This is a genomic window from Pseudomonas sp. p50(2008), assembly GCF_015351605.1.
Classification (GTDB): domain Bacteria; phylum Pseudomonadota; class Gammaproteobacteria; order Pseudomonadales; family Pseudomonadaceae; genus Aquipseudomonas.
Genome location: NZ_JACMYF010000004.1, coordinates 275,411 through 288,637, shown reverse-complemented (window position 1 = coordinate 288,637; position 13,227 = coordinate 275,411). Strand labels below are relative to the sequence as shown.

The 13,227-nt window shown below is 59.5% G+C and carries 7 protein-coding genes and 2 pseudogenes; 4 read left to right on the top strand and 5 right to left on the bottom strand.

Annotation, left to right across the window (positions count from 1 at the left end; genetic code table 11):
* Window position 1: 1 nt before the first annotated feature.
* From H7698_RS13035 to H7698_RS31875, 3 genes and pseudogenes are all read right to left on the bottom strand, one after another.
* Window positions 2-1,744 (bottom strand): potassium/proton antiporter, encoded by a 1,743-nt coding sequence (locus tag H7698_RS13035; RefSeq protein WP_162440183.1) that lies wholly within the window; start codon window positions 1,742-1,744, stop codon window positions 2-4.
* Window positions 1,745-2,174: 430 nt separating this feature from the next.
* Entirely contained in the window at window positions 2,175-3,038 is an 864-nt protein-coding gene (locus H7698_RS31880) for a methyl-accepting chemotaxis protein (protein ID WP_442966293.1), read from the bottom strand.
* Window positions 3,030-3,785, bottom strand: a pseudogene (locus tag H7698_RS31875) (MCP four helix bundle domain-containing protein); the annotation flags it as partial. The gene H7698_RS31880 and the pseudogene H7698_RS31875, both read right to left, overlap by 9 nt.
* Before the next feature lie 290 nt (window positions 3,786-4,075).
* On the opposite strand from H7698_RS31875, the gene H7698_RS13025 reads away from it, so the two are divergent.
* From H7698_RS13025 to H7698_RS31865, 4 genes and pseudogenes are all read left to right on the top strand, one after another.
* Window positions 4,076-4,306: a hypothetical protein gene (locus H7698_RS13025; protein WP_162440185.1), complete on the top strand. Its 231-nt coding sequence runs from the start codon at window positions 4,076-4,078 to the stop codon at window positions 4,304-4,306.
* Window positions 4,303-4,605 (top strand): cell division protein ZapA, encoded by a 303-nt coding sequence (locus H7698_RS13020; protein WP_162440186.1) that lies wholly within the window; start codon window positions 4,303-4,305, stop codon window positions 4,603-4,605. Before H7698_RS13025 ends, H7698_RS13020 begins: the two co-directional genes overlap by 4 nt.
* 100 nt (window positions 4,606-4,705) lie before the next feature.
* Window positions 4,706-5,794: pseudogene (locus H7698_RS31870) on the top strand (HAMP domain-containing protein); the annotation flags it as partial.
* A 123-nt stretch (window positions 5,795-5,917) separates the two neighbouring features.
* Entirely contained in the window at window positions 5,918-6,658 is a 741-nt protein-coding gene (locus H7698_RS31865; protein ID WP_442966292.1) for a methyl-accepting chemotaxis protein, read from the top strand.
* 142 nt (window positions 6,659-6,800) lie between these two features.
* On the opposite strand, the gene H7698_RS13010 is transcribed toward H7698_RS31865, so the two are convergent.
* On the bottom strand, window positions 6,801-8,603 hold the full coding sequence (locus tag H7698_RS13010) for an acyl-CoA dehydrogenase (RefSeq protein ID WP_194691627.1): 1,803 nt from the start codon (window positions 8,601-8,603) through the stop codon (window positions 6,801-6,803).
* 257 nt (window positions 8,604-8,860) lie between these two features.
* The gene (putA, locus tag H7698_RS13005) at window positions 8,861-12,811 is read right to left on the bottom strand and encodes a trifunctional transcriptional regulator/proline dehydrogenase/L-glutamate gamma-semialdehyde dehydrogenase (protein WP_194691626.1); all 3,951 of its coding nucleotides are present in this window, start codon (window positions 12,809-12,811) and stop codon (window positions 8,861-8,863) included.
* Window positions 12,812-13,227 lie beyond the last annotated feature (416 nt).

Sequence of the window (13,227 nt, the reverse complement as noted above, 5' to 3'; positions counted from 1 at the left end):
TTTAGAGGAAGAGTCCCGGACCCGGGCGACTTCCTTCGGGGAATCTGACGCCCACTTTACCAATCTTGTTCCCGTCCATGACCGCGACTGTCCAGATGGTGCTGTTCCACTCGACTTGGTCGCCCACTACTGGCGCACCGCCCACTTTCTGCGCGATGAAGTGGCCGAGTGACATGTCCGGATCGATGCCTTCGACCTTCAGCCCGTACAGGGCAGCAACCGCGGCCAGCTGGGCATCTCCTTCGAGCACGAAGTCGCCGAAGAAGCGCAAATCCAGACCCCGTTGCGGCGCTTGGCTGAAGAGTTTTCCGAGGGCCGGAAGGTTGTGTTCATGGCCGATAACACACAGTAAATCATCGACTTCAAGCACGGTACTACCCGACGGATGGAGCAGTTGCTGACCACGAAACAGGGCTGCGATACGTGTGCCTTCAGGCATTTTCAAGTCACGAAGGGGCGAACCGATGCACCATTTTTCGGCGCCGAGGCGATAAACGAACAGCTCCCACTCGCTGGTTACGTGGACTTCCAGGGCGGCGCGAGAGATAGGCGCAGGTTCTGGCGGCACGGTGACCTTCAGCAGCTTCGCCACCCACGGCAGGCTTGTGCCCTGAACCAGCAGCGACACCAGCACGATAAAGAACGCGAGGTTGAAATAGAGCTGGGCATTGGGCAGCCCGGCCATCAGCGGAAACACCGCCAGAATGATCGGGACCGCGCCGCGCAGGCCCACCCAGGAAATAAAGGCTTTCTCGCGGCCATGAAACGCTTTGAACGGGAGCAGCCCGACGACCACCGACAGTGGCCGCGCAAACAGAATCATCCACAGCGCCAACCCGAGGGCTGGCAGGGCGATGGGCAGCAAATCGTGGGGTGTTACCAACAGGCCGAGTACGAGGAACATCCCGATCTGTGCCAGCCAGGCCATGCCGTCGAGCATGTGCAAAATCCCGTGGCGACTGCGCACCGGGCGATTGCCGATCACCAGACCGCACAGGTACACCGCAAGGAAACCGCTGCCGTGCAGGGCGTTGGTCAGGGCGAAGATCACCAGGCCTCCGGCTATCACCAGAATCGGGTAGAGACCGTTGGCCAGGTTGATTCGGTTGACCAGTTGCAGCATGACCCAGCCGCCACCAAGGCCGATGACGCCGCCGATCCCGAACTCGCGCAACAGGTGCGTCAGCAAGCTCCAATGCAAACCGGTCTGGCCGCTGGCGAGCATGTCGATCAGGGTCACAGTGAGGAACACCGCCATCGGGTCGTTGCTGCCGGACTCGATCTCGAGACTGGCGGTGACCCGCTCGTTCAGGCCTTTACCGCCCAGTAGCGAGAACACCGCCGCGGCATCGGTGGAGCCGACGATGGCGCCGATCAGCAGCCCCTGAATCATGTTCAGGTTGAACAGCCAGGCGGCTGCCATGCCGGTCAGTCCGGTAGTAATCAATACCCCGACCGTGGCCAGCGAGAGCGCCGGCCATAACGCCACGCGGAAACTGGACACTCGGGTGCGCAACCCACCGTCGAGCAAAATGACCGCCAGTGCGAGGTTGCCGACCAGATAGGCCGTTGGGTAGTTATCGAAAATAATGCCGCCACCATCGACACCGGCGGCCATGCCGACGGCAAGAATGATGACCAGAATCGGGATGCCGAGGCGGGACGAAAGTGAGCTCACCAGAATGCTCGCACCTACCAGCAACGCGCCGATCAAGAACAGGCTGTTGATGGTCGTCGCATTCAAAGGCAGTACTCCAGAAAAGCTGAAAGGCGGGCACAAACTGACCATGCAGTCTGCGTGCCAGCGATTCTAACCTGTTGAAATGTGATGCTGTCAAAAAGGTTTTGCAGAATCCCGATGACACCCGCGACGCGGGGTGAAATCACGGTGGCAAGGCATTGATCTGTGGTGAGGGATTTGCCTGTGGTTATGGGATTTATCGGTGGTGAGGGATTTATCTGTGGTTAGGGGATTATCGGTGGTGAGGGGATTTATCTGTGGTGAGGGGATTTATCCCCGTTGGGCTGCGAAGCGGCCCCTGCGTTTCTTCAGGCATACCGGGTAAACAGGTCTTGCGACGGCTTCGCCGCCGAACGGGGATAAATCCCCTCGCCACAGGTAAATTCGCTCATCCAGAGAAAAGCCCCCTCACCACAGAGATTTCGGTGCGTTCTTAGAGGCTAAACCGCCCAACCATATTGTTAAGATCCAGCGCCAACCGCGACAGTTCGTTGCTCGCCGCGCTCGTCTGGTTCGCGCCCGTTGCCGACTGCACCGACAAATCCCGGATGTTCACCAGATTGCGATCCACTTCTCGTGCAACCTGCGCCTGTTCTTCTGCTGCGCTGGCGATCACCAGGTTGCGCTCGTTGATCTCGACGATGGCAGTGTTGATCGTGTCCAGCGACAGGCCGGCGCCCCGCGCGATGTTCAAGGTCGACTCTGCACGCTCGGTGCTGTTACGCATCGAATTCACCGCATGCTCGGTGCCGCCCTGGATGCTGCCGATCATGCGTTCAATTTCGCTGGTCGACTGCTGGGTGCGATGAGCCAACGCACGCACCTCATCCGCCACCACCGCAAAACCACGACCGGCTTCACCGGCACGAGCGGCTTCAATCGCTGCGTTCAAGGCCAGGAGGTTGGTCTGGTCGGCCAGGCCACGAATAACATCGAGCACCTTGCCGATGTCGCGAGACTCATTGGCCAGGTCGCCGATCAACGTGGCAGTGCTCTGTACGTCGGCACTCATGCGTTCGATGGCGCTGACGGTTTCCTGCACCAGGTCACGGCCATCGCCGGCGGAAGTGGTGGCGTTCTTCGAGGCTTCGGACGTGCTGACAGCGTTGCGGGCAACTTCTTCCACGGCGCTGGTCATTTCGTTGACCGCCGTCGCGGCCTGTTCGATTTCATTGTTTTGCTGGGTCAGGCCTCGGGCGCTTTCGTCGGTGACGCTGTTGAGCTCTTCAGCGGCGGAGGCCAGTTGCGTGGCGGAACCTGAAATCCGCTGCAGCGTGTCGCGCAGCTTGTCCTGCATTTTTGACATGGCCAGCAGCAAGCGGCCCGCTTCATCCTCGCCATCAACGGTGATCGGGCGAGTCAGGTTGCCCTCGGCAATGGCTTCGGCGGCGCTCAAGGCATTGGCGATCGGCTTGGTAATGCTGTTGGTCAGCAACCAGGCGAACAGGCAGGTCAGGCCCGTGGCGAGGACCAGCAGCGCAACGACCAGGTTGAAGGCCGATGAATACTGGTCGGCGGCTTCTTGATTGGTTTCTTCGATTTGCTGAGTGTTGATCTCAAGCAACTTCGCGAGTGCGGCGTTAACGGCTTCGGAGTTGGTGAGCAATTCGGTATTCAGCAACTTGCGCAAGTCTTCGACCTGGTTGTTGCGCGACAGGCTCTTCATCTGGTCTTCAAGTTGGCGGTACTGCGCCAGCAATTGCAGGTATTGATCATAGGCTGCACGTTCGCGCGGACCATCGATCAGCGGCTCGTAGACTTTTTGTGCGTCGCGAATCTGTTGATTGCGCATCTCGAACAGCTCAAAGGTCTTTTGCTGTACGTCGGGTTCGCGGTTGATCAGCAGGCGATAGGACAGCACCCGCAGGCGCAGGGTCAGTTGAGTGAATTCGTCGAGGCTTTTCACACTCGGCACGCTCGCCGAAGCAATGTCTTCACCCGCCGCGCGGATCTTGCTCATCTGATTCAAGGCAAATACCCCCAAAACCAGCATCAAACCGCCAATCAGGGCGAAGCCGAGGAACGCCCGCGGAGCGATATTCATATTACGAAGGGACATGGTATTTACCGGGAAAAGCGCATTCATGCGGCGCTGAGGCTGACGTATGAAGTGCTTATCGGTCCTACGACTAAAGTCTTGAGCGCCTGCGCGTTTTTGTCGCACAACGGGCTCGGCGACGAAGTGCAGGAACCAGATGGGTCAATCACAGTCTTTAAAACTCGCGAGGAAGGCCGCCCGCCAGGAAAATCAAGGCTTTGCGCCTGAATAACCCTGGCATCCGTGGTGACTTTTCTTTATCGTACGCGCCCCTTGAAAATGCTTGGAAAATCAAAATGTTGGAAGCATCCCTTAGCCAATTGGAACAGCTGGTCAGCGAACTGGTACAACAGAACCAGACCCTGCTCGGCACTAATCAGACCCTGAGCGCAGAACTGGCTCAGGCCAAGGATGAAAACGAAAGCCTGCAGTTGAGCCTGATGGAACAGGAAGAAAAACAAGGCGCCACCGCTGCCCGCATCCAGGCCCTGGTTGAGCGCGTCAGCGCCGGCCCAGTCAGCGCATGAATCAGGGCGCCGCAGGGGTAAAAGTCGTCTCGATCCTGGGGGAGGACTATTCGATCAGGGCGCCGGCCGGGGAAGAGCAAACCCTGCTGGACGCGGCGTTAATGTTGAAGGCTGCACTGGCCGACACCAAAAAGAAGTACCCGACGCTGATCGGTGACCGGCTGCTCGTATTGGCCGCGATGAATCTGTGTTCCCAGCAGATCGACATGCAAAAGCAACACAAGCTCGAACTCGACCGTTACCAAGAGCAAGTCAGCGCCACGGTTGAAGTGATCGCCAAGACCATCAATCAGGCCTGATCCGCTTTGCGCACAACCAAAGAATAAATTGTCGTTTGAGTTGTATACAATCGGCACGGCTGTTGCAGTGTTTCAGCCTCTTATTCTTTGGGGGTGTTCCATGCAGTTCTGGCGACGCAGTATTCAATGGCAACTGATCCTGAGCATGGGCACCGCCCTGCTGGTCAGTGTGCTGATCGTGGTTGGCATTTATACCCTCGTGGTCAATCGCCTCGCCCAGAGCTATCTGGTCGAACAGGCGCTGCCGTCGAGCATCGAAGCTATGCGCAATGACATCGAGCGCATCCTCGTTCAACCCCTCACCGCCGCCAAGGATATTGCCAGCAACAGCATGGTGCGAGACTGGCTGGCCGAAGGTGAAAACAGCGCCCAGGCTGAAAAATTCGTCACCTATCTGGAAGGCATCCGCGCCGAACATGACGCTTTCAACGCATTGATAGTCGGCACAGCGTCCAGTCATTACTACAACGAAAAGGGCCTTGATCGGACCCTCAGTCGTTCGAGCCCCAAGGACGCCTGGTTCTACGCGTTCCTCGACAGCCCTCAGTCACGCACCCTCAATATCGACAATGACGCCGCGACCGGTGAGTTGGCGCTGTTTATCGATCTCAAGGTCGAACAGGCCGGCAAAGTCGTGGGCGTTGCCGGGCTTGGCCTGAGCATGAAAGAGCTGTCGGCGTTGATCCACAATTTCAGTTTTGGCCAGCGGGGCAAGGTCTATCTCGTGCGCTCCGACGGGTTGATCCAGGTCCATCCTGACGCGCAATTGAGCGGTAAACGCACGTTAGTGGAGCAAATTGGCGCGGCAGGCGCCCAAGCGGTGATGGGGCAGCGCGCTTCCTCCAACGCGTCCGCCACGCACAGCAGTTTTGTGCGCGACGGTGAAGATTATCTGGCGCTGAGCCTGCCGTTGCGAGATCTGGGCTGGACGTTGGTGGCCGAAGTGCCGCAGTCGCAAATCTATGCCGAAGCCCGTCAGGCCATGTGGATGAGTGCCGGGATCGGTCTCGCTGTGGCGCTGGTGTGCTTGCTGTTGGTCGTGTTGCTGGCCCGTGGGCTGGTGCGGCCGATCCGACAGGTAACAGCGGCGCTGGTAGCCATCGGTAGCGGTGGTGGAGATTTGACTCACCGACTCGATGCCGGTCGCGCCGATGAGCTGGGTGATCTGGCGCGCGGTTTCAATCGGTTCCTGGACAGTCAGCGCGAGTTGATCGGCGAAGTGCTGAGCACCAGCGAGCGTCTGCGCACGGCGGTTAACCAGGTGGCGCGAGTGGTGGACAACACGGCCGAACGCTCCGGGCGGCAGCAGGAAATGACCGACATGGTCGCGACTGCCGTTCATGAAATGGGCCTGACTGTGCAGGACATTGCCCAGAGCGCCGGCAATGCTGCGGTGGCTTCACAACATGCGCGGGATGAGGCGATGCAAGCCCGGGAAGTGGTCGGTGGCTCGATCAGGCACATTGAGAGCATGTCCGACGAAATCGGTCTCGCAGCCAGTGCTGTGGGGGCATTGGCCCATCAGGTCGCGTCCATCGATCAAGTGCTGGCGGTGATCCGCGGGATTTCCGAACAGACCAATCTGCTGGCGCTCAATGCCGCCATCGAGGCCGCTCGAGCGGGTGAAATGGGCCGAGGATTTGCCGTGGTGGCTGATGAAGTACGGACGCTGGCGCGGCGCACGCAGTCGTCCACGGATGAGATTCAGCAGATGATCGGCAGCCTCAAGCAAGGTGCGCAGAATGCTGTTTCATCGATGCATTCCGGGCAAGCGGCGACCGGCACGGGGGTTGAGTCGAGTCAGCGCACCGGGGCATCGTTGACCGCGATTACCGGGCAGGTGGAACGTATCAGCGACATGAACCATCAAGTCGCGACGGCGACGGAAGAGCAGTCGGCGGTAACGGAAGAGATCAACCGAAACGTGCAGGGGATTTCGGATCTGGCTCGAGCGACAGCGGGGGAGGTCAGGGCTTGTCGTGAGGATTGTCAGACATTGCAGCGCCTGGCAGATGATCTGGCGCGGCAAATGGGTGGTTTTCGGTTGAGCTGACAGGTCGTCCATTAGGACGCCATCGCGGGCAAGCCACGCTCCCACAGGGTTATCGAGTGAACACAAAATCTGTGTACGTCGCATAACCTGTGGGAGCGTGGCTTGCCCGTGATTCGGTTTCAGCCGGTACACAAGGCGCTGATTAGAACCACTCATCCTGCATCGTCAGGCAAACATCATCCCGAGCCTCAAGAATGGCCAGTTCATGGTGGCAACCCGGCACTTCCCAGGTCAGGAAGTACCGCGCCGCCTGCAGCTTTCCTTTATAAAAGCTCACATCCGCTGCATTGCCTCTGGCCAGTCCTTCCTCGGCACGAATCGCCTGTTCCAGCCAGCGCCAGCCGATGACCGAGTGGCCGAATACCTTCAGGTACAGCGCCGAGTTCGCCAGGCTGCTGTTGACTTTGCCCTGGCCAAGATCGGTCAGCAGGCCGATGGTCACGGCTTGCAGGCGCGCCACCAGTTTCTCCAGTGGCTCACGCAGGGTGGTCAGCGATTCGTACGCTTGCGCGCGCTCCGCAGTATCGGCGATCAAGCGGATCAGTTGCTTGAGTCCGGCCCCCCCGTTCTGCGCCAGTTTGCGTCCCAGCAGGTCCAGCGACTGAATGCCGTGGGTGCCCTCATGGATCGGGTTCAAGCGGTTGTCGCGGTAATACTGCTCTACCGGATACTCACGGGTGTAACCGTGGCCGCCAAGAATCTGGATCGCCAGTTCGTTGGCTTTCAGGCAAAACTCGGACGGCCATGATTTGACGATCGGCGTCAGCAAATCGAGCAGCTCATGGGCCTGTTTACGTTCGGATTCGGTTTCCAGCGTGGTGGTGTCATCGAACAAACGAGCGGCATATAACCCAAGGTCGAACGAGCCTTCGACGTAGGCTTTTTGGGTCAGTAGCATGCGTTTGACGTCCGCGTGCTGGATGATCGCCACCGGCGCCGTGTTCGGGTCTTTACTGTCCGGCACCCGGCCCTGTGGCCGCTCGCGGGCGTACTCCAGGGAATACAGGTAACCGGCGTAACCCAACATCACTGCGCCCATACCGACGCCGATCCGTGCTTCGTTCATCATCTGGAACATGTAGCTCAAACCGTGGTGCGGCTTGCCGACGAGGTAGCCGACACAGTCACCGTTATCACCAAAGTTCAGCGCGGTGGAGGTGGTGCCGCGCCAGCCCATCTTGTGAAACAGCCCGGCCAGCAGCACGTCGTTGCGCTTGCCCAGGCTGCCATCGTCGTTGACCAGAAATTTCGGCACGATAAACAGCGAAATGCCCTTCACCCCGGCCGGTGCATCCGGCAGTTTTGCCAGCACCATGTGCACGATATTTTCCGACAGCGAGTGATCGCCACCGGAAATGAAGATTTTGTTGCCCTTGAGTCGATAGGTGCCGTCGGACGCCGGTTCTGCGCGTGTACGAATATCCGACAGCGACGAGCCTGCGTGAGGTTCGGTCAGGGCCATGGTGCCGAAGAAGCGACCGTCGATCATGGGTTGCAGGAAGCGCTGCTTTTGCTCGTCGGTGCCGAAGCTTTCGATCAGGTTCGCCGCACCCATGGTCAGGAACGGGTACGAGGTCGATGCCGCGTTGGCCGACTGAAAGTGAGCGAAGCAAGCTTGGGACAACAACGTTGGCAATTGCATGCCGCCCGCGTCGAAACTGCGCGCGGCGTTGAGGAATCCGGCCTCGAGGAAGGCATCCACCGCCGGTTTGACCTCTGGAATCAGAATCGCCTTACCGTCCTCATAGCGCGGCTCGTTCTCGTCGCCCTTGCGGTTGTGCGGCGCGAAGAATTTTTCAGCGATGTTGCGAGCGGTACCCAGGGCGGCGTCGAACGTTTCGCGATTATGCTCGGCGAACCGCTCACGCTGGGTCAGGCCCTCGGCATCGAGGACTTCGTACAGCTCGAAAGCCAGATTGCGGGAACTGAGCAACGTCTCGGACATGGCGGCCTACCTTTTTTTGGGATGGGCCGAGTCTAGGCGTGGGAATTAAGGCTGAACAGGATGATTGATAGCGGTGATGTTGTAGCCGCGTGGCCGCTTAACAAACACTACAAACCACTGTGGGAGCTGGCTTGCCGGCGATGGCGGCAGATGAGTCAACATTAATGGTGACTGATACATCGCTATCGCTGGCAAGCCAGCTCCCACAGGGATTTTCGCTGAATCGGGCACCTATGCAGGAGCCCGGTTCATCGGTATTAACCGATCGTCATCAAGCTCGCATTACCACCCGCCGCAGCGGTGTTAACGCTCAACGCCCGCTCGATCACCAGGCGCTCCAGCGCAATGTTGGTTTCGCCCTGGGACAAGCCATGGACCCCGACAATTGCTCCGGCACGCTTGGCCACTTGCTGGCAGACCGCACGCAGCTGATCGGAATGGCCGTGATGCAGAACGGCGTCAAACACCGCTTCATCCTTGTTCCAGTCGGAAACCAGTTTGATGCGTGCCTGAACGTCCTTCGGCAAACGTGCGAACAACGCCTTGGTCAATTCCGCTTCCGGCCAAACTGCCGAGCCGCCGACTGCCAATACCGCCGTCAGTTGGGTCAGCAGATCGCCCTCGACTTCCGCCAGGCACAACACGTGTTCACGTGGCAGGATCGCGTAGCTGTTGCGCTCGCCGGTCGGGCCGGCCAGCAAACGTGTAATCCCGCTTTGCGATTGCGCGGCGAATTGCACGCACAGAGTGCTCAGGTCGGCGAGCTTGTTGCTGTCGGCCCAGGCTTTCAGCGCGGTCAGCGGTTTGCTCATGGCTTCACGCAGACGCACATCCGGCGCAGCGATCGCGTCACCGCGAGCGAAGGATTGTTCGATAGCGTCAGTAGGACGCGTCGACAGCAGACGGTACAGGTACAAAGGACCACCGGCTTTCGGGCCAGTGCCCGACAGGCCTTCGCCGCCGAAAGGTTGCACACCGACCACGGCGCCCACGATGTTGCGGTTCACGTAGACGTTACCGGCGTTGACGTTGTCGATCACCTTGGCAATGGTCTCGTCGATGCGCGTGTGCACGCCCAGCGTCAGGCCGTAACCGGAAGCATTGATCTGACCGATCAGTTGATCGATGTCTTTGCGCTTGTAGCGAACCACGTGCAGTACCGGACCGAAGATCTCCCGCTGAAGCTCGTCAAAGCTTTCCAGTTCGATCAGGGTCGGCATCACGAAGGTGCCGCGTTTGATTTCTTCGCTGTTGGCAATGGCCACCTGGTACACGTTGCGACCTTTGTCGCGCATGCCCTGGATGTGCTTCTCGATGCCAGCCTTGGCCTCGGCGTCGATCACCGGGCCGATGTCCACGGACAGGCGCTCCGGGTTGCCGAGACGGCATTCAGCCATCGCGCCTTTGAGCATTTCGATGACACGGTCCGCGGAATCTTCCTGCAAGCACAGGACGCGCAGAGCGGAGCAACGCTGACCGGCGCTGTCGAAAGCTGACGACACCACGTCGATCACGACTTGTTCGGTCAGTGCCGAGGAGTCGACGATCATCGCGTTCTGGCCGCCGGTTTCGGCGATCAGCGGAATCGGACGACCCTGTGCATCCAGGCGTCCGGCAATGTTGCGTTGCAGCAAGCGAGCGACTTCGGTGGAACCGGTGAACATCACGCCTTTGACGCGATCGTCGCCGACCAGGCCGGCACCGACGGTTTCGCCACGGCCCGGCAGCAGTTGCAGCACGCCTTCCGGGATACCGGCTTCGAGCAGCAGGCGCACGGCTTGAGCGGCCACCAGCGGGGTTTGTTCCGCAGGTTTGGCCAATACCGGGTTACCGGCAGCCAACGCCGCAGCGACCTGGCCGCTGAAGATTGCCAGCGGGAAGTTCCACGGGCTGATGCAGACCACGGGGCCCAATGGGCGGTGGGCGTCGTTGGTGAAATCGTTGCGAGCCTGCACCGCGTAATAACGCAGGAAGTCCACGGCTTCACGCACTTCAGCGATGGCGTTGGCAAAGGTCTTGCCGGCTTCGCGAGCCAGCAGGCCCATCAGCGGCTGAATCTCGCCTTCCATCAAATCGGCGGCACGTTCCAGAATCGCAGCACGCTCGGCCGGCGGAGTGGCCTGCCAGATTGGTGCCGCGTTCAGGGCGCACTGGATCGCGTTGTCGACGTCTTCGACGGTCGCTTCTTGCACATGGCCTACCACGTCACGCAGGTCGGACGGGTTCAGCACGGGTGCAGGAGTTTCAGTGCTGGAGGCGCAACCGAGCATCGGCGCGGCTTTCCAGTCGTTGTGAGCGGTAGCCAGCAGGGCGCAGGACAGGGAAGCCAGACGATGTTCGTTGGCCATGTCGATGCCGCTGGAGTTGGCGCGCTCGGCACCATAAAGATCACGCGGCAGCGGGATACGTGGGTGCGGCAGGCCGAAGCCGCCTTCCAGCGTCGCCATCTGCTCGATGCTGGCCACTGGATCGGCCACCAACGCCTGAATCGAGATCGACTGATCGGCAATCTGGTTGACGAACGAGGTGTTCGCGCCGTTTTCCAGCAGACGACGTACCAGGTACGCCAACAGCGTTTCGTGGGTGCCAACTGGTGCGTACACGCGGCACGGACGGTTCAGCTTGCCTTCGGAAACTTTGCCTACGACCTGTTCGTACAGTGGTTCACCCATGCCGTGCAGGCACTGGAACTCGTACTGGCCGGGGTAATAGTTCTGACCGGCAATATGGTAAATGGCCGACAGGGTATGGGCGTTGTGCGTGGCGAACTGCGGGTAGATGACTTCCGGTACCGACAGCAGTTTGCGTGCGCAAGCGATGTAGGAAACGTCGGTGTACACCTTGCGGGTGTAGACCGGATAGCCTTCCAGGCCTTCGACCTGGGCGCGCTTGATCTCGCTGTCCCAGTACGCGCCTTTTACCAGGCGGATCATCAGGCGATGACGGCTGCGGCGTGCCAGGTCGATCACGTAGTCGATCACGTACGGGCAACGCTTCTGGTAAGCCTGGATCACGAAGCCGATGCCGTTCCAGCCGGTCAATTGCGGCTCGAAGCACAGGCGTTCCAGCAGGTCCAGCGACAGCTCGAGGCGGTCGGCTTCTTCGGCATCGATGTTCAGACCGATGTCGTATTGCTTGGCCAGCAGGGTCAACGACAGCAGGCGCGGGTACAGCTCGTCCATCACACGCTCGTACTGCGCGCGGCTGTAGCGCGGGTGCAGTGCCGACAGCTTGATGGAGATGCCCGGGCCTTCATAAATCCCACGACCGTGGGACGCTTTGCCGATCGAGTGGATGGCTTGTTCGTACGAGGCCAGGTACTTCTGGGCGTCGTGTTCGGTGAGTGCAGCTTCACCGAGCATGTCGTAGGAATAGCGGAAACCTTTGGATTCGAACTTGCTGGCGTTCGCCAAGGCTTCGGCGATGGTTTCGCCGGTGACGAACTGTTCGCCCATCAGGCGCATGGCCATGTCGACGCCCTTGCGGATCATCGGCTCGCCGCTCTTGCCGATGATGCGGCTCAGGGACGAAGTCAGGCCGGCTTCATTGTGGGTGGCGACCAGTTTGCCGGTCAGCAGCAGACCCCAGGTGGCGGCGTTGACGAACAGCGACGGGCTGTTGCCCAAATGCGGGTGCCAGTTGCCGGTGCTGATTTTGTCGCGAATCAGTGCATCGCGTGTGCCTTTGTCCGGAATGCGCAGCAGCGCCTCGGCCAGACACATCAGTGCGACGCCTTCCTGGGAGGACAGGGAAAATTCCTGCAGCAGGCCCTGAACAATGCCTGCACGGCCGCCAGCGCTTTTCTGATTGCGCAATTTTTCGGCAATCGAGGCGGCGAGCTTGTTGGTGGCTTCTGCCATGGCAACCGGCAGGCGAGCCTGCTCGATCAGCATCGGCACGACTTCCGGTTCCGGGCGACGGTAAGCGGCCGTGATCGAAGCGCGCAGTACCGATTGCGGCAGGATGCTTTCGGCGAATTCGAGGAAGCACTGATGGGCGTGATCCAGCGGCGCGTCGACGGTGTCGTCGGAGTCCTTGGTCAAACCGTTCAGCTCGGTCAGGGTTGCACCACCCTCGAGTTTTTCCAGGTAATTGAAAATCGCCTGTTTGATCAGCCAGTGCGGCGTGCGATCAATCGAGGTCGCGGCAGCCTTGAGGCGCTCGCGGGTAGGGTCGTCAAGTTTGACCCCAAGGGTGGTGGTAGCCATATTTTTATCCTCATGTTTGCCACGACTGCGTGGCATCAGCTGGCGGCAAGATTAGCTGCGCACTGAACGAGGTGCAACCGGGTGCAACCCTTTTTTTGTAGGAAAAATAGGCAGCTCGTCAGGAAATGGATTCTGGAAGCCTTTCCTGCCTTTGCTTGGTGCTTTTACTTATAGCAACATCAAGTTACTGCTCTAAAAAGGAGCAAAAACATACCTTTGCCGCTTATTTCCGACTAGGTGCAACTTATTCTCCAGAAACTGGTTGCACCTTATTTACTTTGTTGAATAGCATTCGCGCCCAAGGTGCAACCGACTACAAAGCTCGGTGCTCCGGCTGATGGCTTTCCTGGGGAAACATCAGTCATAAATGCGCGGGATCCGGAATCGTCTGTCAAACGTCGTCGTTTGCGAGCGGT